Below are 24,212 nucleotides of genomic sequence, written 5' to 3'. Positions count from 1 at the left end.
TTACTGATTACAGTGAATGCCCTGACTTCGGTTGGCTAAGCCTCTCTCTGCTGATTACAGTGAATCCTTTTTTACTGACTACAGTGAATGCCTTTGCTCTGCCCTGTTCTCAAAGAGCATTACTGGCTGGCCAGCAAATCAGGGTTGGATGCGGTTTACCATGAGGGGTCTGCTCAGCGTGATTCACATGATACGTATGAACTGAATGACACACGTAACCATAGAGAACAGCGTGACACTGTTACTGATTACAGTGAATGTTTGTTGATGGGCGCTACCTTCGCCTCACCATTGAATCTCTTTAACGGCTTTCCGAATCGCTACTGATTACAGTGAATGTTGTTGCCAGATGCCCGGTCTGAGTCGAGTCATAACTGCCATGGCGGGATGCTAATCTTGTACTGATTACAGTGAACGTTCTGCTGATTACAGTGAATGTTTGCTGCGGTGTACCTGAAGGCATCGTGCATTCTACTGATTACAGTGAACGTTAAAGTAAACCTGCTGACGGCATTGCTGATGTATACGATACGGGGCTGGTGCATGACTGGCTGAAGGGCGACAGAAGAAGCCGTTGCTCGCAAGGTCTGGTCACTTCATGACTCACGACCACTCGGCACACACTGATGCAGAACGGAATCGCCTCTGTCTTCTTACTGCTATCTACTGACTCATATTACGACCCTGTCGGCACGCGCTGATGCAGAACAGAATCGCTTCTGTCTACTTACTGCTAACCAGGAACTACTGACTACAGTGAATGTTTGCGCGGCTGTTCTCCTTCTAATCCCTCTTCTGTTTGTGATGTTACTGACTATAGTGAATGTTTACTGCTTTCTGGATTTACTGATTACAGTGAACGTTTATGGGCTTTTACGCTTCTGTATCGCAGAACAGAATCGGTTGTGACGTTGCCGGTGTATATTCCCTCTCCAGATTCCGATGCTTTTATCATCCGATGAGGATTTTTCAACCCATCCTTACTGACTACAGTGAACGTTTACTCTGCCCTGCTCCCTCTTCTGGCTCCTGATCGGCAAGTTTACTGATTACAGTGAACGTTGCTCTTCACAGAGCTGAACACGTAAAACGCTACTGACTATAGTGAATGTTGAAGTGATGCAGTGGCAAAGATCAGCACAGCAACCTGCAGTCACTGCCTGAAATCCATTTATCAATGTATCCATCGCTCTTTCGCCTGCTCCATAACTTCACCGAATGAGACACAAGCTTTACTGACTGCAGTGAACGTTTGATCTCAAGGTTCGTCTTCTGTGTTCTCCCCTTTCCCGCTCAATGTACCCGGTTTGGCTGATGATTTTTTAAACCTGTTTGCTCACTACAGTGAATGTTCTACTGATTACAGTGAATGCTTACCGCAATTAACCTGCAAAATATATTCGGCCAGACGAAATAATGTGATGAAGCTCACCAAAACCCGTGTGGTTACATAAAAACGGAGATTATGTTGAGAAGATAATTTATTGCCTCACGTGCAGGATTTCTGTATAAAGTCATAAATCCTACATGTTTGGAGCAACTATGGCTAATGATGACAAGCAGGTGATGAAGGTTGCGCAGCGTTCAGAACGCATGCTGCTAAGTCTCACCGAGCAAATTCAGGCGCAAAAGCAGGAACTGCATGAAAATACCTACTATCAGGTCTATGCCAAAGCGGCGCTGGCAAAGTTGCCCAAACTGACCCGAGCCAGTGTGGATTACGCAGTCAATGAGATGGAAGAGAGCGGTTATCAATTTGATAAACGTGCGGCCGGTTCTTCCGTTAAATATGCTATGTCGATTCAGAATATTATCGATATCTATCATCATCGTGGCGTGCCGAAGTATCGCGATCGCCATAGTGACGCTTACACCCTGTTTGTCGGTAATCTGAAGGGCGGTGTCTCCAAAACGGTTTCAACCGTCTCGCTGGCACATGCGTTGCGCGCACATCCCCATCTGCTTTTTGAAGATTTGCGCATCCTGGTTATCGACCTTGATCCGCAGTCCTCAGCAACCATGTTTCTGAACCACGAGCGCTCCGTCGGGCTGGTGGAAGCGACTGCGGCGCAGGCAATGCTGCAGAATGTCTCACGAGATGAGCTGGTCAACGAGTTTATCGTTCCGTCGATCATTCCGGGTGTGGATGTGCTGCCTGCATCGATTGATGACGCCTTTATCGCCTCAAGCTGGGATCAGCTTTGTGCTGAGCATCTTCCGCAACAGAACGTTCACGCCGTGTTGTATGACAACGTTATTGCCAAACTGAAAAAAGATTATGACTTCATCTTTATCGATAGCGGCCCGCATCTTGATGCCTTCCTGAAGAATGCGATTGCAGCGTCAGATCTTCTGATGACTCCGGTGCCACCGGCTCAGGTAGACTTTCACTCGACACTAAAATACCTGACACGTCTTCCGGAACTGATTGCGATTATCGAAGACTCCGGCGCGACCTGTCGGCTGCAGGGCAATATTGGCTTCATGTCGAAGCTCTCCAATAAAGCGGACCACAAACTCTGTCATAGCCTGGCGAAAGAGATTTTTGGGGGTGACATGCTTGATGCTGCCCTTCCCCGCCTTGATGGTTTCGAACGTTGTGGCGAATCCTTTGATACGGTTATCTCCGCCAATCCTTCGACCTACGTCGGCAGCAGCGAAGCGTTGAAGAATGCACGATCCGCCGCAGAAGATTTTGCTAAAGCCGTCTTCGACCGTATCGAATTTATTCGCCTGAACTGAGGTTTGTATGAGCGCAAAAAGAATTACGATTGGCAGAACCTTCAGCCAGACTCCATTGGAAAATGACACACCAGACAGCCAGCACAACCAGACTTTCGTTCTGGCAACGGGCAAACGCGCCCTGTTTCGTTTTGAACGCATTGCCGCCAGCGACGTTGAAAGCAAAACGTTTGTCACAATGGAAACCAACGGTCGCGATCAGGCAGGCCTGACACCTGATTCGCTGCGCGACATTATCCGGACCATTAAGCTGCAGCAGTTCTTTCCCGCTATTGGCGTGATGCGCGATGACCGCATCGAAATCCTCGATGGCTCACGTCGTCGGGCAGCCGCACTCTACTGCAAAACCGGCCTGGACGTGCTGATCACTGACGCGGCCATCACCGCTGATGAAGCCCGCCGACTGGCGCAGGATATTCAGACGGCACGGGAACACAATCTGCGCGAAGTGGGGATGCGTCTGTTAACACTTAAAGATGGCGGTTTGTCGCAGAAGGAGATTGCTGAAAATCAGGGTTTGTCCCAGGCAAAAGTGACGCGTGCCCTGCAGGCCGCCAGCGTTCCGTCAGATTTGATTTCACTTTTTCCTAATCACGCCGAGCTGACCTATCCCGACTATAAAGCGTTGTTACAGGCAGCTGACAAGTTGAGTGAGTCCGGGCAAAGCGTTGAAGCACTGATCAAGTCAATTTCCAGGGAAATTGATGTGGTCTGTGCCCGTGAAGGTCTGGCCGAGGACGAGCTTAAAAATCATATTCTGCGTCTGATTCGACAGGGTAGCCAGACTCTGATCAAAGAACCGGAGAAAGATAAAACCCAGGCGACTGCGCTCTGGTCTTTTGCGGATAAAGATCGCTTCGCCCGTAAAAAAGGTACGCGGACGGATGTTCAGTTATGAATTTAACCGGCAGTCGAAAGAGTTGCAGGAAGAGCTGGATAAAGTTATTGCGGAGACCCTGAAAAAATATCTCAACCGTTAAGGCATCAGCACTCAAATCAGCCAGCGATAAACGCTGGCTTTTTTTTCGATTTTTGTAGCGAGTCGTCGTTAAAAGAGATGGCGGACACCCAAATTTCAGGCTGAAATCGCCAGAATTTAAAGGGTGATTTTCTGTTTAACTTATTGAAATATAATAAATTACTTTATTATCTCTTGCTGAAAAACTGAATGAAATCGCCACTTCGCTGAACTCTTTCGCCAGATACCCAGGCCCCTTCCAAACCGCACAGGTCACTATAAACAGAGATAACGTTTTTCGTCTGATGCTATCGTTGATGAATCTCATCGCCGTCAGCGCGCATCCGACGGTCAGAATATTGCAAGTAATGATTTTCCGGGGCTGGTTCATTAGTGACCAATCAACCCCCACTGAACCTCAGTAACAGCGTACCGGCTTCACACACTCCGCTAAACCCTCTGCCTGGCCTTTCTCCAAACATTAGCCCGCCAGCGATATTTCGTGATTAACTGTTTGTTTTTAATATAAAAGATGCAAGAATTTCAGCCTGAAATCGCCATGCCTGCAGTTAAACGCTCTCTCGTTTCAGGCCTGAGGGCGAACGGATAAGATCAGAAAAGAGGCGTATCTTGAGAGCAGTAAAGTCCTGAACAGAGAGTGAAAAAAAGATACTCAGAAACTATCCCTCACTTATCCACAGAAAAAGTGGATAACTTTTTCTGCGCGATAAAATTTTTTTTGAAGAGGTGCGATACAAGATGCAGCTTTGGCAGGGAACTCCATTAAAACCTGATCAGCGCGAAAAGATTGTCACAGTCTGCTCATGACGGAAAGGTAGTTGCATGGCATCAGATTCACTGTATTGGGTAAAGCAGATGAAATCGGCAGCTTACGGACGAAGAGCCCCTATCGGCCTACCTGATAAAAGGCGATGGCTCACTGCACTGCTGTTTGCAGTGAATTGCGAGAAATAACGTCTGTATGGCATTGAACCGGGTTATAAGTGGCTGTTATCAGCATACAGCGTAGTTGCTGATGCGCAGAGAGTGCTGACCACTGCAATCAGTAATCAGACCGATGTGAAGTGACGTAATGCAATGATGATCTTCCACGGCAGCAGCGAACCTATGCAGAAGAAAACCGGGCCAGGCCCGGTTTTGATATGAATCAGGCTTCAAGCCAGGCGGTGATTTGCTTAACCATGGCATCCGTTGAGATGCCATAACGGTCATGCAGCGTCGGTAGTGCGCCTGCTGCAAGGAAAGCATCCGGCAGCGCAATCTGTTTAAAGCGCGGTGTCACATGGTTTCGCATTAATAGGCCGGCAATAGCTTCGCCTAAGCCACCGGTTATCGAATGATTTTCAGCGGTGATAACCAGCTGGTTATGATGCAGTGCTACTCCCGCCTCACGCAGGATGGTCTCTTCATCCAGAGGCTTAATCATGGGTGAGTGAACCACACCGACCTCAATCCCCTGCTTCTCCAGCGCTTCAGCGGCCTCAAGCGCCCGCATGGTCATCAATCCGCTGCTGATAATAACGGCATGCTTACCGCCGCGCAGGCGCTGAGCCTTACCGTGCTGATAGCGATAGTCATATTTATCCAGCACCAGCGGAACCTTACCGCGCAGCAGGCGTAAATAAACCGGGCCCTGATGTTCAGCAATAGCCGGTATCACCTGGCTAATCTCCAGTGCATCGCAGGGATCGATGATAGTCAGGTTCGGCATGCCACGGAAGATTGCCAGGTCATCAGTCGCCTGATGACTCGGTCCATAACCGGTGGTCAGGCCCGGCAGTGCGCAGGCGATTTTAACGTTCAGATTCTCTTCGGCGATGGCCATGCAGATAAAATCATAAGCGCGGCGGGAAGCAAAGACGGCATAAGTGGTGACAAAAGGCATAAAGCCTTCACGCGCCATGCCCGCTGCGGCGCTCATCAGTAACTGTTCCGCCATGCCCATCTGATAAAAACGTTTCGGAAAAGCCTCTGCGAACAGGTGCAGATCGGTGTATTTACTTAAATCAGCCGTCAGCCCGACCACATCGGAGCGCTGCTCTGCCAGAGAGACAAGGGCATGCCCAAAAGGAGCTGAAACCGTGGGCTGGCCTTCAGCGGCGATCGAGGCGATCATGGCGGATGTGGTCAGACGTTTTTTTTGCGGTTGTGAACTCATCTCAGACTCCTTGCTCAAGTGCAGTCAGGGCTTTGTCCCACTCATCGGCATCAACCCGAATAAAGTGGGTTTTCTCACGACTTTCCAGAAACGGCACCCCTTTGCCCATTCGGGTATCGCAAATGATGACGCGCGGCTGGGGTTCGGGCCAGCTGCGAGCCGCATCAAAGGCGGCCTGCAAAGCAGAGATATCGTTGCCATCAACCCGCTGGGTGTACCAGCCAAAAGCCTGCCAGCGATCCACAATGGGTTCAAAAGCGAGAATCTCACTGCTATGGCCGTCAGCCTGCTGATTGTTGACGTCGATAAGGGCGATCAGGTTATCAAGTTGCCAGTGTGAGGCGGACATTGCCGCTTCCCATGTAGAGCCTTCATTCAGTTCACCATCTGAAAGCAGGTTATAGACTCGTGCCTGCGAGCCTTTCTGTTTCAGCCCCAGACAGGCACCCACAGCAATACCTAAGCCATGACCCAGTGAACCGCCGGTTATTTCCATGCCTGGGGTATAGGCAGCCATGCCGGACATCGGCAAGCGGCTCTCATCAGTCCCATAGGTTTCCCTTTCCTCTTCAGGTATCACGCCTGCTTCCAGCAGGGCGGCGTAAAGGGCGATAGCGTAATGGCCAATCGACAGATAGAAGCGATCGCGGTCTTCCCACTCAGGTTGATCCGGCCGGTAATTCATGGCGTGGAAATAGCTGACAGCAAGCAAATCGGCTGCACCCAGCGCCTGACCGATATATCCCTGCCCCTGAACCTGCCCCATTAATAAGGCATGACGGCGAATATTGGTGGCTCGTTGCTGCAATGAGAGCACGTGTGAAGCGTGACGAGAGTCAGTCATATTACCTCCTGATTAACGATTAACGTCCGCTGCCCGGATGCGCAGCACGCATAGCGCGCCACCCAGCAGGACGGCAGCAATAAAGTACATTCCGGAAGCGGGCGTACCGGTTGCGGTGATGATGGTGCCTATCAGCCACGGTGAGAAAAAACCGGCCAGATTAGCAATGCAGTTCACGGCGGCGATGCCTGCGGCGGCAGAGACGCCACCTAACAGATTGGTCGGCAACATCCAGAACAGCGATGAGGCGGAAAGAATGCCCGCAGCGGCAATACAAAGGGAGAGCAGTGACAGGGAGACGCTATGGCTCAGCAGGGTCGCCAGCGTTAGTCCGGTGAGTCCGATCAGCATCGGAACAATCAGATGCCAGCGGCGTTCACGATAGCGATCGCCACTGCGCCCGGCCAGCAGCATAAAGATAATGGCGCAGAGGTAAGGCAGACTGGTCAGCAGCCCAATATGCAGCGGTTCACTAACGCCTGAGTTTCTCACCAGCGTCGGTAACCAGAAAGTCAGGGCGTACTGACCCATCACCACACAGAAGTAGATCAGCGCCAGCAGCCACAGACGACGGTCGGCGACAAAAGCTTTTACCGTGCCATGACAGGCTTTCTGCTGATTATCCTCATCCAGATCGGCACGCACCCGGCGTTTCTCATCTTCGTCCAGCCACTCGGCCTGTTCAACACGATCCTTCAGAACCAGCAGTACCACTAATCCCATAACAATGGTGGGGATAGCTTCCAGCATAAACATCCACTGCCAGCCTGCCCATCCGTGAAAGCCTGCAAAGGTCGCCATAATCCAGCCTGAGAGCGGGCCGCCAATCATCCCTGAGAGCGGAATGGCGACAAACCAGAGCACGGTCATACGCGCGCGACGATGTGATGGAAACCAGTAGGTCAGGTAGAGCAGTAAACCTGGCGCAAGACCGGCCTCGGCGACGCCGAGCAGAAAGCGCAGCAGGTAAAACTGCCACGCGGTTTCAACAAAGGCGAACAGGGCTGAGATGATTCCCCATGTGATCATAATGCGGGCAATCCAGCGGCGTGCGCCGACACGGTGCAGGATCAGGTTACTCGGCACCTCAAAGAAGAAGTAGCCGATAAAAAAAGATCCCGGCACCCAGTCCATACACGGTTTCGCTGAGTGACAAATCATCCATCATCTGTAATTTAGCGAAGCCCACATTGACGCGATCAAGATAGGCGCAGAGATAACAGAGCATCAGCCAGGGCATCAGGCGCCAGGCAATTTTGCGATAGGTGATATCGCGCGCAGCAGAGGCTGCGCTCAGGTTAAGCGTGGTCATGGTGTTCACTCCCGAAGTTAGCCCGCCAGGCGTGCGGGCAGGGAAGGGTGCTATTTAATGGATCAGCATGCCGCCGTTCACATCCAGCGTGATGCCGGTGAGATAACCGGAGAGATCGCTGGCGAGAAACAGCGCAGCGTTGGCGACGTCACTGGCGGACCCAAGGCGGCCGAGCGGAATTCCGTCGAGAATGGCGTGGCGGCGTTCATCCTGTAACAGTCCACCAGTAATGTCCGTCTGGATCAGACCGGGCGTCAGGGCATTAATACGTATCTGGTCAGGGCCAAATTCGCGCGCCATCGCTTTAGTCAGGCCCAGTACGCCCGCTTTAGCGGCACTGTAGTGCGGCCCACCGAAAATCCCGCCGCCGCGCTGTGCTGAGACCGAGGACAGGCAGACGATGCTGCCGCCTTTCTGCTGCTGCATGGTGGGGATGACCGCCTGAGACATCAGCAGCGTGCCGCGCAGATTGACATCAAGAATACGGTTGTAATCCTCGATGCCGATTTCCAGTGTTTTAACCGGCTGAGTAATACCTGCATTGTTGACCAGCACATCAATACGGCCGAAATGCTCAAGAACCTGGTCGATGGCACGACGAACAGAGAGGGGATCGGTCACATCGGTGGCCAGGCCGAGATGCCCCTCACCACAAGACTGTGCGCTGGCCTGGGCGGCCTGCAGATCTAAATCGAGCACCACCACGCGCGCACCATGTTGAGCAAAACAGGCGGCTGTAGCCCGGCCAATGCCGCGCTGAGAGGCGGCACCTGTAATAATCGCAACTTTGTTTTCGAGTAACATTGTTTACTCCAGAAAAATAATTATTAGTGGTTCGGTATCGCTACCGGCAGGGTCACGATCAGAATTGATAAAGCGGCTAATATTGGCAATGCAAAAAAATTCATTTGATGCTGAATGAATTTGTTGGTTTGATGCAGTTAACAATTCTGCGATTTAAAAATGGGCACACATCACAAAATTCCAGTGTGGAGAGGCGGATGGAAAAGCAGTCTGATCACTTACCTTCGATTAAATCACTGCGGGTTTTTGAGCAGGTGGCCCATTTTGGTAATGTCGCGCGTGCGGCCGAGGAATTAAGTATTACGCCTTCGGCGGCCAGTCATCAGCTGGCAAAACTGGAGCGTGAACTGGGCTGTATTCTGTTTAATCGTTCGGCAAAGGGCGTAGTGCTGACGCTGTCGGGTGAGCATTACCTCAGGGAGATTGGTCCGATACTGCTGAGTCTGACGCAGGCGACTGCACGCATCAGTAACGAGAAAGCCCGCAGCAACCTCAGGATCCACTGCGCGCCCAGTTTCGGTCTGCTGTGGCTGTTGCCGCGCATCCATAAATTTCGCGACAGCTATCCCGAGTTCCAGCTCACGCTCTACTGCTCTTACGAGAATTTATCTTTCAGCCGCGACAATATTGATATTGCGATACGCCATGGATTCCCGGACTGGAACGCATTCGAGATTAAAACGATCCGCCACGAAAGAATGTCGGTGCTGGCCTCGCCTGAGTATCTGAAAAAACATCCTGTTAATCAGGCCGCTGATTTAATTCATCATGCGCTGATATTATCGGAGTCGCCGCTTATTCAGTGGCCGCAGTGGTTTGCTTCTCAGCAATTACCTCAGCCAGATAAAGAGTGGTTATTTCGCTTTGATCGCTCTTATATGAGTCTTGAGGCGGCGATGTTAGGCCACGGTCTTATATTTGAAAGTGAATTGCTGGCGGAGGATTATCTGCGCAGTGGAAAACTGGTCAGAGTCTTGTCCGAACAGGAGAGTCTGCCCGTCAGCGCCCATCATCTGGTCTTCCCGCGTGGATTTGCCCAGTTTCCCCGCGTCGCGCATTTCCTGAGCTGGATCCAGCAGGAACTGAAAGTGTTAACCTAATGTTAAAATAACTTTCACGACGTCATTATTGCGCTGGTTTATTTATCCGGTTAACTATCCCTGTTATAAAAATCGCATTGCTAAAGCTAACTTTTAAATACCGTCTACACTTCTTTACCCACTCGGTAAATATGTTCCATTTCTATTCCGTATGAAATTTAATCAAACGGATGTTTAACTAATTAATGGCAGGGATATTATGAGTACGAATACACCAGACTCTGGTGAAGCGGGCGATCACGCGCCTGCGGATACGGTACGCCAGCGCATTTTTTTAGTGGTACTGGTTGCCACTATGGGCGCGCTGGCTTTTGGTTATGACACCGGGATAATCTCGGGTGCGTTACCCTACATGACCTCACCACCCGATCAGGGTGGACTTGGACTGAATTCATTCACTGAAGGGCTGGTAGCCTCTTCGCTGGTGTTCGGTGCCGCGATAGGCTCTTTCCTGAGTGGTTTCTTCTCTGACCGGTTTGGCCGGCGTATTACACTACGCAGCCTGGCGGTTATTTTTGTGCTGGGTTCACTGGGAACAGCGCTGGCGCCTTCTGTCAATGTCATGGTGGCAATGCGCTTCCTGCTGGGGATTGCTGTCGGTGGCGGTTCCTCTACCGTGCCGGTGTTTATCGCCGAAATTGCCGGACCGCGCCTGCGTGCGCCGCTGGTCAGCCGCAATGAGCTGATGATCGTTACCGGACAGCTCATTGCTTATGTTGCCAGTACGCTGCTGAGCTATCTGCTACATGATGAGCACCTGTGGCGCTATATGCTGGCAATTGCCATGGTGCCGGGTCTTTTACTGTTTATCGGCACGTTCTTCGTTCCCGCCTCACCACACTGGCTGGTGGCGGAAGGGCGGCTGAAAGAGGCTAAAAAGATCCTGAAGTATCTGCGTGAAACGCCGCGTGAAGTGCGCCATGAAATGGCGCAGATGAAGAAGCAGGCGAGAGCGGCGGAACGTGGGCCGGATGCGAAAACCCTGATCCGTGAAAAGTGGGTGATTCGCCTGATGGTTATCGGCGTCGGTCTGGGCTTTGTCGCACAGTTCACCGGGGTAAATGGTTTTATGTATTACACCCCGATCATCCTTAAACAGACCGGACTTGGCACCAGCGCCTCGATTGCCGCGACCATCGGTAACGGCGTGGTCTCAGTGGTGGCGGCGATTGTAGGTATCTGGGCGGTCAGTCGCTTCCCGCGCCGGACGATGCTGATTACCGGCCTGTGTCTGGTGGTCGCTTCGCAGATTATGCTGGGCAGCGTGATGACCTTTATCGCTCCCAGCCTGATGCAGAGCTACCTCGCCCTGGCCTGTATTCTGCTGTTCCTGTTCTGCATGCAGATGTGCATTTCGCCAGTCTACTGGCTGATGATGTCGGAACTGTTCCCGATGCAGTTGCGCGGCGTGTTAACTGGCGGCGCTGTCTCACTACAGTGGATCTTTAACGCGATAGTCGCCTTCGGTTTTCCACCGATAATGGAATATGCCGGCAGCACCACCTTCTTTATCTTTGCCGCGATTAACGTCGGGTCGCTGATCTTCGTGATGGCGATGGTGCCAGAGACGCGGGGCAAAAGCCTGGAAGAGATTGAGTCACACATGAAAGAGAAGTTTGGTGAAAAGCCAAAAGAGGCTGAAGCCTCCTGAGTCTCCCACCGGATTCAGCCCACCGGCTGAATCCGGTTTTACCTCCTTATCGCCTTATCTTGTTACCTCCTTATCTTCTTACATACCGTTGCACCGCATTTTCCCGGTCCTTATCCTCACTAAATCCCAGCAGACAACATTCACTGTAATCAGCCATTTTTCCTCGATTAATTTTCAAACAGGTCTGGCGATTTCAGGCTGAAATCGCCAGACCCTGACTGAATAAGCTGTCGTTATTGTCTTCAGAAACTACCGATTAAGCGAAGCATGACCGCTGACAAAGATTGCCTCAGGCTCTGCGCTATACTCATTTTTCATCTGCTCCGCACGCTGACCGGTACGCACTATGAAAATTTCAACCACTACGGCAGTTTTTGCCGCATTGCTGACTACTGCGCCATTGCATGCTGAAAACACACCAATCTCCTCCTGGTGGAATGGATTCACTGACGATGTTGCGCAGACCTGGAACGCGCCTCAGCATACCGATCTCTACCTGCCATTTATCAGCTGGCACGCCCGCTTTATGTACGACAAAGAAAAAACCGATAACTATAACGAGAATCCCTGGGGAGGCGGTCTGGGCATTTCCCGCTACAGCGACAGCGGCAACTGGAGCGCGCTTTATGCAATGGCTTTTAAAGACTCACATAATGAGTGGCAGCCGATTGTCGGTTATGGCTGGGAGAAGGGCTGGTATCCAGATTCGAATCAGGACTTTCGTCTTGGCGCGGGATTAACAGCCGGTATCACTGCACGCGAAGATTTTGGTAACTATATTCCGCTACCGATTATTCTGCCGCTGTTCTCTGCCGGTTATAAGGCGCTGAATGTACAGTTCACCTATATTCCGGGCACGTACAATAATGGCAACGTGCTATTCGCGTGGTTTCGCTATGCATTTTAATTTTTCAGGAAAGGATTTATGACCCGGAGGTGGAAAACCGTTACCCGCAGGCTCTGGCGTCTTGCGATTGCGTCTGGAGTACTGTTACTGCTGCTACTGATTATTCGAATCTATGAAGCGGAGCGCGGGCCGGAGTTACATCGCTGGCACACCTGGGTCCCGCATGAACTGACAGTGGAACAGCTTGATAATGCGACCTATGCCGACTACCTCAAGGCCGAAAATCATCTGTTCGACGAGATGAAGCAGCAGGTCAGCAACCGGCTGGATGCGGAAGAAAAAACGCCACTCAACCGATACTATGCCGGCAGCATGATCTATCCGGGGCATTTCGCGCAGGACTGGAACCGTTCCTATATTCTGCAACCGACGAGCACGCCGCGCGGTGCGGTGGTGCTATTACATGGACTGACCGACAGTCCTTATAGTCTGCGGCATGTGGCGGAGGCTTACCGTCAGCAGGGTTATGTGGCAGTGGCGATACGGTTACCGGGTCATGGTACGGTGCCTTCGGGTCTGACCGATGTTGACTGGCAGGACTGGATGGCCGCCACACGTCTGGCGGTGCGGGAAGCGACCCGGCTGGCGGGCACGCAGACGCCGCTGCATCTGGTGGGTTTCTCGAACGGCGGGGCGCTGGCGGTAAAATATGCGCTCGACAGCCTGGGCGATCATACGCTGCGTCGTCCGCAGCAATTGATTCTGTTATCGCCGATGATCGGTGTGACTCGTTTTGCCCGGTTCGCAGGTGTTGCCGGGTTGCCCTCTGTTTTCCCTGCCTTTTCGAAAACGGCCTGGCTGAATATCGTGCCGGAGTTTAATCCGTTTAAATACAACTCTTTTCCGGTTCACGCTGCCCGGCAGACCTATTTACTGACGCAGGCGCTGCAGAAAGAGATCCTGCAATATGCGCGTAATCAGCAGCTCTCCGGTTTCCCGCCCGTGCTGACCTTTCAGTCGGTCATGGATTCCACCGTCAGTACGCCTTCGGTCATCCGCTCGCTCTATAATTATCTGCCAGTGAACGGCAGCGAACTGGTGCTGTTCGATATCAATCAGGCGGTCAGCGTCAGTCCGTTATTCCGCCACTCCTCATATACCGCGGTTAATCAGCTGTTGCCTGCGGCGCGTCGGAATTACTCATCCACGGTGATCACCAATGCCTCCGCCACCTCGCTCGAAATGGTGACAAAAAGCGTTCCCGTGGGAGAGATGCAGGAACGGATTCAGCCGCTGGCAATTGCCTATCCGGCGGGTCTCTACTCGCTGTCGCACGTTGCGATTCCGTTCCCGGCCGAGGATGGGTTATATGGCAGTGCGCCCGCGCAGAAGAATGAGTTTGGTATCAGTTTTGGGACGTTGTCACTGCGCGGCGAGAGTGCGGTGCTGATTGTCGGGCTGGACTCGATTATGCGCGCCACCTCTAACCCGTTTTATCCTTATATGATTAACCGAATCGATCACCACATCAGTTGTAGCGACAAGCCGCAACTTGCGGCCTGCCTCAGCAGTTTCTGAATCAGTACAGCATCAGGCCCGCATCGTGCGGGCCTGATGTTAAATAGCGTTCAGCATTTCCATCACATCATCCGACAGTTCCAGGCTGTCGCTGGCAAGATTCTCTTTAAGATGTTCCGGGGAAGAGGTGCCTGGAATCAGCAGAATATTTGGCGATCGCCGCAGCAGCCACGCAAGTGCGACCTGCATCGGCGTGGCATTCAGGGATGCAGCCACTTCATTAAGCTGATCCGACTGCAACGGAGAGAAGCCGCCCAGCGGGAAGAACGGCACATACGCAATTCCCTGCTGCGCCAGCTGATCCACCAGCTCATCATCCTGTCGATGCGCCAGGTTATACATATTCTGCACGCAGACAATCGGCGTCATCGCCTGAGCTTCTGCGATCTGCGTGGCGGTAACGTTACTCAGTCCAATATGGCGAATCAGTCCGCGTGCCTGTAACGCCAGCAGCGCCTCCAGTTGTGGCTTAAGAGAGCCTTCTTTGGGCCTGGCCGGATGCAACATACTGCGCAGGTTCACCACCTCAATCACATCCAGCCCCAGGTTGCGCAGGTTATCTTCCACTGCCTGCGTCAGCGCCTCTGGCTCCATCGCCGCCAGCCAGCCGCCTTTGGCGTCGCGTCGGGCACCCACTTTGGTGACGATGCAGAGATCCTGCGGATAGGGATGGAGCGCCTTTTTTAATCAGCTGGTTGGTTTCGTGCGGACCGTAAAAATCGCTGGTGTCGATATGATTAACGCCTGCCGCGACAGCGTCGCGCAAAACCTGGATTGCCCGGGCTTCATCTTTTACCGGGCCGAAGACGCCCGGCCCGGCCAGTTGCATTGCGCCGTAGCCAATACGGTTAACTTCACGATCGCCTAACGTAAAAGTCATGGTGGTGTTTGACATGAAAACCTCCTGCGTGAATGTAGATCAATTGTAACGGTGATTCAGCTGTGCAACTATCCGGTGAAATCAGGACAGACTGTACGGGGTGATGCACAATGGCGATCGATATGGCGCTGCTGGATGCCGTCGTGGCGGTGGCAAAAGCGGGGGGGATTTCGTGAAGCGGCACGCGTCACCGGCAGCAATGCGTCACGCCTGAGCGATGCGGTACGACGGGCAGAACAACAGCTGGGCATTCGTCTGTTTCACCGCACCACCCGCACCGTGGTGTTAACCGAAGCGGGCAGGGCGCTGATGGAACGTCTGCTGCCCGCGATCAATGAAGTTAACGCCGCGCTGGATGCGGTGAATCGCTACCGTAACACCCCTGGTGGCACGCTGCGGCTGAATGTGCCGGTCAGTGCTACGCGGCTGGTGCTGCCCGCGCTGGTGCCGGAATTTTTGCAGCGTTATCCCGACATCCGGCTGGAAATTGTGGCGGAGAGCAGCGTGCAGGATGTCTTTCGAGACGGTTGTGACGCCGGAATTCGTTATGATGAGCGGCTGGAGCAGGATATGGTGGCGATGCCCATTGGCCCCAGACAGCAACGGTTCGCGCTGGCGGCTTCTCCGGCTTATCTGGCAGAACATGGCCGACCGGAACATCCGCGCGACCTGATCCATCATCGCTGTCTGCGTGGCCGTTATGCCAGCGGCATCATGGCTGACTGGACCTTCAGCCACGAGGGCGAAGAGATCAGCGTTGAAACCAGCGGGCCGCTGGTGGTTTCGGTCGGTGGCGCAATGGATCTGGCGGTGGAGGCGGCCATCGCCGGAAGCGGCGTGATATATCTGTTTGACGAGTGGCTCAGGCCAGCCCTTGACAGCGGCAGGCTGGAACCGCTGCTGCAGCCCTGGTGGCTGACTTTCTCCGGTCCGTGGCTCTATTACAACGATCGCCGCCTGATCCCCGCTCCGCTTCAGGCATTTATCGACTTTGTCCGCGAAAAAAACGAGCGCGAAAACAGCTCAGCTATACCAGCTAAACCCCTGCGGCACCCGTGAAAATCCGGCATGTCGCAACGCGTTAAGCAGCGGTGACTGCGAAACCGGTTCACCATCTACCTTCTCCAGCGTGAAACTCGCGGGCTTTTCACGCTTCAGTGCCAGGCCCAGCGCCGCCACCGCGACCTGCTGCAGCGCGGGATCGTCGATGAATGTCAGCAACTCTTTGCCTCCCGGCGTCAGGTAAAGTACCAGCGCGCCGCCTGCAATCACCACGCGTCCCCCCCTGACGGCGGGTCGGGCGGATGCCGCTGGCGTGGAGCGGCCAGCTCAGCAACGCGCCAAACGGATTTGCCGGGTCCGGTGCGGCCAGCGCCACAGCCTCTGTCGCGGTCAGCGGCTTTTCTGCCAGCTCCCGCAGCCGCTCAATGGTGTTATGGTCGGCAAACTGCGCGCCGCCCGCACCAGCGACAAACCGGCCACGCAGCAGCCGTCCGGCATCTTCCATGCTGCGTAATACCGGCTGTAACGCCGGGAATCCTCCGGGGATCTGCTCCGATATCGCGCTACCCCGGCTGATCACCCCATAACGGTCGAGAAGATTTTCCACCAGCGACAGGGCCAGCCGGGCAGGAGCAACCTCCTGTCGGTTAACCCGCGACCAGCGACCAGCCAGCGTGTTGACCGCCGGTCGGCGTGCAGAAAGTGCGCCCGGGGTGAAGCGCTGACCAAAACGGGTGCGCAGGGAACGCGCGGGACGTGAACGGGGGGGCGCCTGGCGTGGTCAGCAGCCCACGCACCGCAATCCAGCTATCGGCGGTGACATAGCCTTGCCACACAAGTTGCCACAGGGCAGCATAAACGTCGGTGGTTTGCGTCTCTGCCTCGTCCATCTGTGCCATGATCTCATGAACAAACCACGAGCCACCCCGGCTCAATGCGTCGAGAGTCGCCTGCTGAATCGGCGTCAGAGGCTGTGTGGTGTCAATCACCGGCAGTGTTTCAGCGGCATATTCCGTGAGGTGCAGCGAAATCAACCCATCATTCTGACCCAGCGCTTTATGTCCGCACCAGGTAACCTCGCCACTGGCTAACAGTTCATCGAGCATCGCGGGCTGATAGTCGGCTATCCTGGCGCGCAGGATTTGTGACTCCCACAGCGAGGCCGGTAGCGGCACGCCCGCAAGTTGCTCAACTACCCGCAACAGCCCGTTAACCCCGTGATGCTCTTCACGCTGCGTGTTAAGCACACCGTGACGCTCCAGCAGCAGGTTGATCCAGGCGGCAGGTGGAACAGGCCGGGTTGCTTCACGTGCTGATTGCAGTGAACGTAAGCGTAACCGTTTGAAGATCTCTGTGGAAACCCACTCCGTATCCGATGCGCCCTCTGGCGAACCCAGATTGAGCAGGTTGCCCTGCTGATGCAGGGAAAGCAGCACCTCATTCACAATGGCGATACCCAGACCAAAATACGTGGCCAGCTGTCGGGCAGTGAACAGGGTATGGGTTCGGGCGTAGCGATTAATGAGATCGCGTAGCGGATCGGCCTGCGGCTCCAGAAATGTTTCGGGCAGATCGTCAGGCAGTACAACGGCCAGTGCGTCGCGCAGGCGGGCTGCATCTTCAATGATTGCCCAGCGCTCTTCACCGGCAAGGGTGATCGGGATCATTCGCTGCGCGGCAGCAAACTGCGTTATGGCTTCCGCGATCTGCTGAGCGTTGCCACTGAAACGTGCCGCAATACCGGCAACCGGGAGCGGGCCAAGATCGCGCAGCAGATCGATAATGCCTTCGGTGTGCTGCGCCTGATAGCGGGAATCGATGCGCTGCAGTTCCTGTTCAACCTGCTCAACGACGTCAGGTGCCAGCAAATCACGCTTGCTGGTCTGGCCGAGTAGCTCACCCAGCAGATTACTGTCGAGCGCCAGCAGTGAGGCGCGCCGTTCTGCCTGGGGGGCGTCGCTGGCGTAAATAAACTCTGCAACATAGCCAAACAGCAGCGGCGCGGCAAAAGGGGAGGGCTGTTCGGTCGTCACCTCGACCAGCTTTACCTTTCCCTGTACCATCTGTTCCATCAGCTGGTGCAGGGCAGGCAGATCGTAGACATCCTGAAGACATTCGCGTGCGGTTTCGATAAGGATGGGGAAATCGTCATACTGTCGTGCAACTTCCAGCAACTGACCAGCGCGCAGCCGCTGCTGCCAGAGCGGCGAACGTTTGCCCGGATTACGCCTCGGCAGCAGCAGAGCGCGTGAGGCACATTCACGGAAGCGGGCGGCAAACAGCGCCGACTGACCGACACTCTCAGTGACCTCACGGGTCAACTGGTCGGCGTCGAACATAAACAGGTCAGCGCCGGGTAATACTCCCTCACTGGCGGGAAAGCGGGCCACGATGCCGTCATCGCTGGCCGCAACAGAAGCATCAATGCCCAGGCGTTGCTGGATTCGGGCGGCAATCGCCAGCGCCCAGGGCGCATTGACCCGCTTTCCCCAGGGCGAATGCAGGATCATCCGCCAGTCGCCGATTTCGTCACGGCAGCGTTCAATCAGCAACGTGCGATCGTCCGGCAGTACGCCGGTCGCGGTGCGTTGTTCAGCCAGCAAAGCCAGCAGATTTGTGACTGCGCGGGCATCCAGCCCCAGCGCGCGCAACTGCTCCTGCGCGTCTACCGGTGAAGCCGCACTCAGATGACGCAGAAACAGCCCGAGGCTGGCACCCGATTCGGCCGTGCGGCCCACACCTTCTCCGCGCCAGAAAGGCAGACGAGCCGGACGGCCTGGCGCAGGCACCACCAGTACCTGGTCGTGGGTAATCTGCTGAATCCGCCACGACGTTGCGCCCAGGGTAATAATGTCATTGACCCGCGACTCATAGACCATCTCTTCATCCAGTTCGCCGACACGACGTGAGCCAGCCTGCTCTTCGCCTTCCGGCAGGATGACGCTGAACATGCCGCGATCGGGAATGGTGCCGCCGCTGGTCACTGCCAGATGCTGAGCGCCGGGTCGCGGCGTCAGCAATCCGCTCTGACGATCCCACACCAGCTGCGGCCGCAGCTGAGCAAAAGCGTCTGAGGGAAACTTACCCGCCAGCATATCGAGCGTGGCATCAAACAGCCGACGCGACAGAGTGCGAAACGGATCGGCCCGACAGACCCGCGCGTACCACGCATCGACATCTAAGGGATCCATTGCGACGGCCGCCAGGGTTTGCTGCGCCAGAATATCGAGCGGGTTACGCGGCGGAGCCAGCGCATCGAGCTGGCCCGCACGCATTGACTGCAATATGACGGCCGAATCCAGCAGATCGCGCCGGGTGCGCGGAAACAGGATGCCGGTTGATACGCCGCCAACCTGATGTCCGGCGCGTCCCACCCGCTGCAGTGCGCTGGCGACTGAAAGCGGTGCGCCCACCTGGATCACCAGATCCACCGGCCCCATATCAATGCCAAGTTCCAGACTGGAAGTCGCCACCACGCAACGCAGTCTGCCCAGCTTCAGTGCGGCTTCAATCTCGCCTCGCTGCTCCTTCGAGACAGAACCGTGATGTGAGCGGGCAATAAGATCATCACTGTCGTCCGGTTCTGCATCCCAATCGCCAGCGGTTGTCTGCTGCGCCAGATAACGCGCATTGAGACGCGCAGTCAGCTTTTCCGCCAAACCACGCGAATTCACAAACACCAGCGTGGCGCGATGGGACATGACCTGCTGCAGAATGCGCGCTTCAATGTGCGGCCAGATCGAACCGCTGGCAGAGGAGGCTTCACCGGTCAGGTCATCGGGGCTGGCGATATCGGTCATATCTTCGACCGGCACCTCGATGGTCAGGTGCAGCGTCCGATCGGCGGCCGGATTAACGACCTGAACGGGCTGACAGCCGCCAAGGAAGGCGGCGACCCGCTCAACCGGCCTTACCGTAGCGGAAAGCCCGATACGCTGGGCGGGCTGTGGCAGCAGCGCATCCAGCCTCTCCAGGCTCAGCGCCAGCTGGGAACCCCGCTTCGATCCCGCCACCGCATGCACCTCATCGACGATGACCGTGGTCACGCCCTGCAGCGTCGTTCGCGCTTTTGAGGTCAGCATCAGAAACAGTGACTCGGGCGTGGTGATCAGGATATCGGGCGGGCGGCGCACCAGCCTGGCGCGCTCTGCACCGGGCGTATCGCCGGATCGCATTCCGATATTCAGCGTGATCTCTGGCTCATTCAGCGCCTGCCGCTCAGCGTAAACGCCTGCCAGCGGCAGATTAAGGTTGCGCTGTACGTCCGCGGCCAGCGCTTTAACCGGTGAAATATAGAGAATGCGGGTGGTCGTTTCACGTGCAGGTGAGGGCTGGGTGGTTCGGAACTGAAACAGCGTGTCGATGGCGGTGAGGAAGGCCGCCAGCGTCTTCCCTGAACCGGTCGGGGCGATCACCAGCGCATGCTCTCCGCTGGCTATCGCCTGCCATGCCGCCTGCTGCACCGGCGTGGGAGCAGCAAAGGTGGCAGAAAACCAGCGTCGTGTGGCGGATGAAAACCGGGCTAAGACCGCATCAGATTGGGATTTCGACATCATACTCACGGTATCACGCAGCAACTGCGCCTGAAATTAATCCGTTGAGTGTAAGTGAAAATTACCGTTTGTGGATGACGCGGCAGATATCTGGCCGCGTCGGGCGCGTTTATTAACTGGCCGCTCCGGCTAAAGCGCGACCTCTGATCGCCAGCAGCGACACCAGTGCCAGCACGATGATGGTCATGCCATAGAACCAGGCGGTATGGTTCAGCCCGATATGCGGCGCTGCCATTCCGGCGGCAATCGCAGGGAGGGCAAAGGCGAGATAGCTTTTGATCAAAAAAGGCGGAGAACAGTCCGGCGCGTTCATGACTTTCAGCTAACTGCATAATGATCTTCAGCACGCTGGAGAAAATCGATCCAAATCCCTGACCCGCAATGGCAGTGCCGAGATAGAGCCAGGCCACGCTGTGCAGAGAAAGGCCCGCAAGCGTGACGCTGACGCCCGCTATCAGCATCAGCGTACCGATAACTAATGCCCGCGCAGGCGGTAACGGGCGAAAGAGAAATACTGCTGCCGTTGCGCTCAGCATCAGCGTCGCCACAATCGAGCCGCCGATAAAAGGCGAGGTCAGGCCGGTTGCGTTCGCCACCATTGAGGGCATCAGTGAAAGGTAAAATCCGCCCAGCATCCAGGTTGCGATATTAACCGGCGTCACCATTAACAGCGGACCCAGCGCGCGTCGCGGTATGCTGACCTGAGGTCGCAGTGCGGCCAGAACACCCGGCTGAGGCGCAATGGTTTCTGGTATTAGCGGCAACAGCGCCATGGCAACCAGCATCAGTATCAGCAGCAGCGCGTAAAGCGTCACCGTGGGAAAGGGCGCAAAGGTGACCAGTATGCCGCCCGCCAGCGTGCCCAGCGTCATCCCCAGAAAGGCGGTGAATGAGTTCAGCAGTGGCCCACGGGTTTTACTGGCGTCAATCAGGCTGGCACCAAAGGTCGGTAAGGCAATACCGGTTGCAAAGCCCTGCACCAGCCGGGCGGCGATTAAGGTCGCCGCAGAACCGGCAGACATAAAGATCACCAGCGCGACCGCATTGATCGCCAGCGCCAGCAGCATCAGCGGGCGGCGGCCGGTATAGTCGGACACTTTACCGACCGTCAGCAGCGCGGCCAGTAACGCGAAAGTATAGGCACCAAAGATCAGCGTCAGCATGGTCGGCGTCAAATGGAACAGGCTGCGATAAAGTGGGTAGAGCGGCGTTGGCGCACTGCTGGTGGCGGAGATCAGCGCCGCACCGGTAAAACTGAAAAGCGTGGTGCGGGCAGCAGCCTGAGGCGTCAATGTGGGGTTCATGAAATTACCTTAATGCAAAGTATTAGCTTTTAATAAGGTATACGGCTATCTGTGCCTTAATGCAATATCTTTGCTTTAACCTATTTTGCTGTGTGACTTAGTGTCACCCTGTGGTAAGCTTTGTGTTACTAAGTCACACATGGGAGGAGATATGGCTTCAACAAGACTTCGTCAGCAGGGCGGGGCGGTCGTGCTGACTATCCCCAGCGAGATTGCTGCCAGAGCGGGCTGGACCGTTGGCATTGAGCTGGACGTCACCGCAGAAGGCGAATCCGTGAATATTGTGCCGGTAACGCGTGTACCACGCGGTCGCCGCACAGTTGCTCAGTTGCTGGCCGGTATCGATCAGCAGGAAATTCAACAGTATAACGAAGAGGCCGCCGACGGGCTGAACGACGCGCCGCAGGGCAGGGAGCATATCTGATGGTTTCAAGGAGAGTGCCGCAGAAAGGCGAAATCTGGCACGTTAATGGCGATCCGGTTGAAGGGCGAGAGTTTAAAGGGCCGCATTATTACCTTGTTATCTCGCAACGGGAGTTGGTTGCGGCTTTGGGAACGGCAGTTTGCGTGCCGGTAACAAGTGGCGGCGGCGCATCACGCTCACAGGGCGTGACCGTTTATCTGGACGGTAACAGCACAGATACCGGCAAAGTGACCGGCGTGGCGCTGTGCTATCAGGTGCGCTCGCTTGACCTGACTGCGCGCAGGGCAAGCTATGCCGCCACCGTTGAGCCACATGTTATGGATGAAATATTGTCTTTGGTCGTAGATCTTATCGACCCGCGGTAAATCAACACTGGCTGACAGTTAAAGCTTAATAATTATAAATTCCTGGAAAGCATAAAGGTCTGGTCCATATTGTAATTGTGTGACCTGATGCAAGCGTTACAACCCCAAATGGGGCTCGTTTATGCTAACTCACATCCGCTCTCCCTTTGCCTGCGCTTTGTCTCTCCGGGCCGCTTTCCTGCACTCTTCTCTGTCCGTTTCCTGATACGTGTTGTTATGTGCTTTGCGGGTTGTTTATCAATAATATTTCGGCGAGTCTCACTGTTAATAACAATCAGGGAGCCAGATGATGAAGATAGCTGAGATCGATCATATCCATCTCTACGTTGAAAATATTGAACAGGCAGAAAAGTGGTACAACGAGATCCTGGGCTTTGAACGCGACCCTTCCCTGTACTTCTGGTTTGAACAGGGTGGGCCGCTGGTCATAAGAAATAACAGGGCATCACTCTCTCTTTTCCTGCGAAAATCTCAGCCACCAGGCCATACGGTGGCTTTCGGGGTGGCAGCCTCATCTTTCAACGAACTTATGCCTGTACTCCGTAAGAATAAAATCCCTTTCAGCGTCAGCGACCATGACGTGTCGATGTCCGTCTATTTCAGCGATCTCAGCAATAATAAAATTGAAGTGACCTCTTACGACTACCTGCATGCAAAGCAGATACTGGAGAGCTTTGCGTAACGCTATCGCTGTTTGCGCTTAGAGGCGTGACTGCAGGCGCACTTGTGATCTCCGTTCCGAAAGTATAAGTACTTCACTCATCAGCACGCCGGATCAAGTGAAGCCTCCAGGCCCTGAACGGCGATTAGTAAAGTGAGTTCTTCAATCTCTCAGGCAGCGCTTTGTCGTAGGCATCGCCATCAATCTCTGCAATCTGTTTGAGGATGGAACCGGTGCTGGGCAGCGATTGCCGTGAGATCTGCGTTTCGGCATCCCATAATCCGGAGCGAATAATCGCCCGGCTGCACTGAAAGAAAACGCTCTCCACAGTGATGCATAATACGGTTTTTGGCAGCTGATTGTTGATGGCAAAGCGCTCAAGCAGCGCCGGGTCGGTGCTGATTGCTGCCGTGCCGTTCACGCGCAACGTCTCGCCAATGCCAGGGATGAGAAAAAGCAGCGCTACCCGATTGTCATGCAGAATGTTGCGCAGGCTGTCGATGCGGTTATTGCCGCGTCTGTCGGGTAATAACAGGGTCTTGTCATCTTCGATTTCGATAAATCCGGCCGGATCGCCGCGCGGTGAAACATCCAGTCCCTCAGGTCCCGACGTTGCCAGCGCCACAAAAGGCGAGGCGGCGATAAACGGACGATAGGCGGGATGAATATGATCGGTTTCTTTAGCGACAGAGGGCCGGGCGACCGTGCCGTAAAGACCTTCAAGTTCGGTAAGTTCAGTGATAATGCTGCTCTGTTCAGACATTTTTGCACTTTCCTTTCACTATTCAGATCCTCATAACGCTGAAGGTGAGACTACACAGACCCGACGCGCCAGTTTAAGCAGCACTTTAACACCCATGCAGCGTATTCAGAACCCGTGCGCCACCCTTTATGGCAATCGCCCCAGGTGAATCCGTCTTCCCGCCGCGAAAACAGCTTATTACCTGGGGCGGCAACCTCTTTCCACCCTTTACCAATATCAGAAGCACAACACAACGTAGTGACAGC

Annotated in this window: 15 protein-coding genes and 4 pseudogenes; 10 read left to right on the top strand and 9 right to left on the bottom strand. The window is 54.6% G+C overall.

Annotation, left to right across the window (positions count from 1 at the left end; all coding sequences use genetic code 11):
• Positions 1-1,542 precede the first annotated feature (1,542 nt).
• A complete protein-coding gene (locus JNO11_RS22245) occupies positions 1,543-2,742 on the top strand; it encodes an AAA family ATPase (RefSeq protein WP_010246822.1) in 1,200 nt (399 codons plus the stop codon).
• Between the two features lie 7 nt (positions 2,743-2,749).
• Positions 2,750-3,722: pseudogene (locus tag JNO11_RS22240) on the top strand (ParB family protein).
• A 1,146-nt stretch (positions 3,723-4,868) separates the two neighbouring features.
• Here the strand turns inward: JNO11_RS22240 and JNO11_RS22235 are convergent.
• The 5 genes from JNO11_RS22235 to JNO11_RS22215 are packed head-to-tail and all read right to left on the bottom strand — an operon-like array spanning position 4,869 to position 8,839.
• On the bottom strand, positions 4,869-5,879 hold the full coding sequence (locus JNO11_RS22235) for a transketolase family protein (protein WP_022624574.1): 1,011 nt from the start codon (positions 5,877-5,879) through the stop codon (positions 4,869-4,871).
• 1 nt (position 5,880) lies between these two features.
• Complete coding sequence (locus tag JNO11_RS22230) at positions 5,881-6,723, bottom strand: transketolase (RefSeq protein ID WP_033773622.1); 843 nt, start codon at positions 6,721-6,723, stop codon at positions 5,881-5,883.
• A gap of 12 nt (positions 6,724-6,735) precedes the next feature.
• A complete protein-coding gene (locus JNO11_RS22225) occupies positions 6,736-7,857 on the bottom strand; it encodes an MFS transporter (RefSeq protein ID WP_325177937.1) in 1,122 nt (373 codons plus the stop codon).
• Positions 7,811-8,035: a hypothetical protein gene (locus JNO11_RS22220; RefSeq protein WP_325177936.1), complete on the bottom strand. Its 225-nt coding sequence runs from the start codon at positions 8,033-8,035 to the stop codon at positions 7,811-7,813. The genes JNO11_RS22225 and JNO11_RS22220 overlap by 47 nt, the downstream gene beginning before the upstream one ends.
• Positions 8,036-8,089: 54 nt before the next feature.
• Positions 8,090-8,839: an SDR family NAD(P)-dependent oxidoreductase gene (locus tag JNO11_RS22215; RefSeq protein ID WP_010246831.1), complete on the bottom strand. Its 750-nt coding sequence runs from the start codon at positions 8,837-8,839 to the stop codon at positions 8,090-8,092.
• A gap of 197 nt (positions 8,840-9,036) precedes the next feature.
• Here JNO11_RS22215 and JNO11_RS22210 point away from each other — a divergent pair, with 197 nt between their 5' ends.
• The 4 genes from JNO11_RS22210 to JNO11_RS22195 all read left to right on the top strand — a co-directional run bounded on the left by JNO11_RS22210 (position 9,037) and on the right by JNO11_RS22195 (position 14,015).
• Positions 9,037-9,939 carry a LysR substrate-binding domain-containing protein gene (locus tag JNO11_RS22210; protein ID WP_325177935.1) on the top strand — a complete coding sequence of 301 codons (903 nt, stop codon included), beginning with the start codon at positions 9,037-9,039 and terminating at the stop codon, positions 9,937-9,939.
• A gap of 199 nt (positions 9,940-10,138) precedes the next feature.
• A complete protein-coding gene (locus JNO11_RS22205; protein ID WP_022624569.1) occupies positions 10,139-11,590 on the top strand; it encodes a sugar porter family MFS transporter in 1,452 nt (483 codons plus the stop codon).
• A 346-nt stretch (positions 11,591-11,936) separates the two neighbouring features.
• Entirely contained in the window at positions 11,937-12,497 is a 561-nt protein-coding gene (gene pagP / locus JNO11_RS22200; protein WP_325177934.1) for a lipid IV(A) palmitoyltransferase PagP, read from the top strand.
• Between the two features lie 18 nt (positions 12,498-12,515).
• Positions 12,516-14,015, top strand: a complete 1,500-nt coding sequence (locus JNO11_RS22195) for an alpha/beta fold hydrolase (RefSeq protein WP_325177933.1) — start codon at positions 12,516-12,518, stop codon at positions 14,013-14,015.
• Positions 14,016-14,054: 39 nt separating this feature from the next.
• On the opposite strand, the pseudogene JNO11_RS22190 reads toward JNO11_RS22195, so the two are convergent.
• Positions 14,055-14,910: pseudogene (locus JNO11_RS22190) on the bottom strand (aldo/keto reductase family oxidoreductase).
• 95 nt (positions 14,911-15,005) lie between these two features.
• On the opposite strand from JNO11_RS22190, the pseudogene JNO11_RS22185 reads away from it, so the two are divergent.
• Positions 15,006-15,954, top strand: a pseudogene (locus JNO11_RS22185) (LysR family transcriptional regulator).
• On the opposite strand, the pseudogene JNO11_RS22180 reads toward JNO11_RS22185, so the two are convergent.
• Together JNO11_RS22180 and JNO11_RS22175 are read right to left on the bottom strand one after the other, a co-directional pair.
• A pseudogene (locus JNO11_RS22180) lies at positions 15,919-20,453 on the bottom strand (ATP-dependent helicase). The pseudogenes JNO11_RS22185 and JNO11_RS22180 overlap by 36 nt on opposite strands.
• Before the next feature lie 2 nt (positions 20,454-20,455).
• Positions 20,456-21,754, bottom strand: a complete 1,299-nt coding sequence (locus tag JNO11_RS22175) for an MFS transporter (protein ID WP_325177932.1) — start codon at positions 21,752-21,754, stop codon at positions 20,456-20,458.
• 151 nt (positions 21,755-21,905) lie between these two features.
• Here JNO11_RS22175 and JNO11_RS22170 point away from each other — a divergent pair, with 151 nt between their 5' ends.
• The 3 genes from JNO11_RS22170 (at position 21,906) to JNO11_RS22160 (ending at position 23,225) form a co-directional block, all read left to right on the top strand.
• Complete coding sequence (locus tag JNO11_RS22170) at positions 21,906-22,178, top strand: antitoxin (RefSeq protein WP_022624564.1); 273 nt, start codon at positions 21,906-21,908, stop codon at positions 22,176-22,178.
• Complete coding sequence (locus tag JNO11_RS22165; RefSeq protein WP_029519587.1) at positions 22,178-22,543, top strand: type II toxin-antitoxin system PemK/MazF family toxin; 366 nt, start codon at positions 22,178-22,180, stop codon at positions 22,541-22,543. Before JNO11_RS22170 ends, JNO11_RS22165 begins: the two co-directional genes overlap by 1 nt.
• A 289-nt stretch (positions 22,544-22,832) precedes the next feature.
• Complete coding sequence (locus JNO11_RS22160) at positions 22,833-23,225, top strand: VOC family protein (RefSeq protein ID WP_064690974.1); 393 nt, start codon at positions 22,833-22,835, stop codon at positions 23,223-23,225.
• Positions 23,226-23,349: 124 nt separating this feature from the next.
• Here the strand turns inward: JNO11_RS22160 and JNO11_RS22155 are convergent, their stop codons facing one another.
• Complete coding sequence (locus JNO11_RS22155; protein ID WP_325177931.1) at positions 23,350-23,967, bottom strand: pyridoxamine 5'-phosphate oxidase family protein; 618 nt, start codon at positions 23,965-23,967, stop codon at positions 23,350-23,352.
• Between the last annotated feature and the right edge of the window lie 245 nt (positions 23,968-24,212).

Origin of the sequence: Pantoea sp. 1B4, from assembly GCF_016925765.1 — a bacterium.
GTDB classification, from domain to species: domain Bacteria; phylum Pseudomonadota; class Gammaproteobacteria; order Enterobacterales; family Enterobacteriaceae; genus Pantoea; species Pantoea agglomerans.
This window is presented reverse-complemented; position numbering and strand designations above follow the sequence as displayed.

What these genes read in the sequence shown, in the direction of transcription:
- JNO11_RS22230 (WP_033773622.1), bottom strand. Translation starts at nt 6,723, where the DNA reads ATGACTGACTCTCGTCACGCTTCACACGTGCTCTCATTGCAGCAACGA.
- JNO11_RS22175 (WP_325177932.1), bottom strand. Translation starts at nt 21,754, where the DNA reads ATGAACCCCACATTGACGCCTCAGGCTGCTGCCCGCACCACGCTTTTC.
- pagP (WP_325177934.1), top strand. Translation starts at nt 11,937, where the DNA reads ATGAAAATTTCAACCACTACGGCAGTTTTTGCCGCATTGCTGACTACT.
- JNO11_RS22220 (WP_325177936.1), bottom strand. Translation starts at nt 8,035, where the DNA reads ATGACCACGCTTAACCTGAGCGCAGCCTCTGCTGCGCGCGATATCACC.
- JNO11_RS22205 (WP_022624569.1), top strand. Translation starts at nt 10,139, where the DNA reads ATGAGTACGAATACACCAGACTCTGGTGAAGCGGGCGATCACGCGCCT.
- JNO11_RS22165 (WP_029519587.1), top strand. Translation starts at nt 22,178, where the DNA reads ATGGTTTCAAGGAGAGTGCCGCAGAAAGGCGAAATCTGGCACGTTAAT.
- JNO11_RS22155 (WP_325177931.1), bottom strand. Translation starts at nt 23,967, where the DNA reads ATGTCTGAACAGAGCAGCATTATCACTGAACTTACCGAACTTGAAGGT.
- JNO11_RS22170 (WP_022624564.1), top strand. Translation starts at nt 21,906, where the DNA reads ATGGCTTCAACAAGACTTCGTCAGCAGGGCGGGGCGGTCGTGCTGACT.
- JNO11_RS22225 (WP_325177937.1), bottom strand. Translation starts at nt 7,857, where the DNA reads ATGGACTGGGTGCCGGGATCTTTTTTTATCGGCTACTTCTTCTTTGAG.
- JNO11_RS22160 (WP_064690974.1), top strand. Translation starts at nt 22,833, where the DNA reads ATGAAGATAGCTGAGATCGATCATATCCATCTCTACGTTGAAAATATT.
- JNO11_RS22210 (WP_325177935.1), top strand. Translation starts at nt 9,037, where the DNA reads ATGGAAAAGCAGTCTGATCACTTACCTTCGATTAAATCACTGCGGGTT.
- JNO11_RS22215 (WP_010246831.1), bottom strand. Translation starts at nt 8,839, where the DNA reads ATGTTACTCGAAAACAAAGTTGCGATTATTACAGGTGCCGCCTCTCAG.
- JNO11_RS22245 (WP_010246822.1), top strand. Translation starts at nt 1,543, where the DNA reads ATGGCTAATGATGACAAGCAGGTGATGAAGGTTGCGCAGCGTTCAGAA.
- JNO11_RS22235 (WP_022624574.1), bottom strand. Translation starts at nt 5,879, where the DNA reads ATGAGTTCACAACCGCAAAAAAAACGTCTGACCACATCCGCCATGATC.
- JNO11_RS22195 (WP_325177933.1), top strand. Translation starts at nt 12,516, where the DNA reads ATGACCCGGAGGTGGAAAACCGTTACCCGCAGGCTCTGGCGTCTTGCG.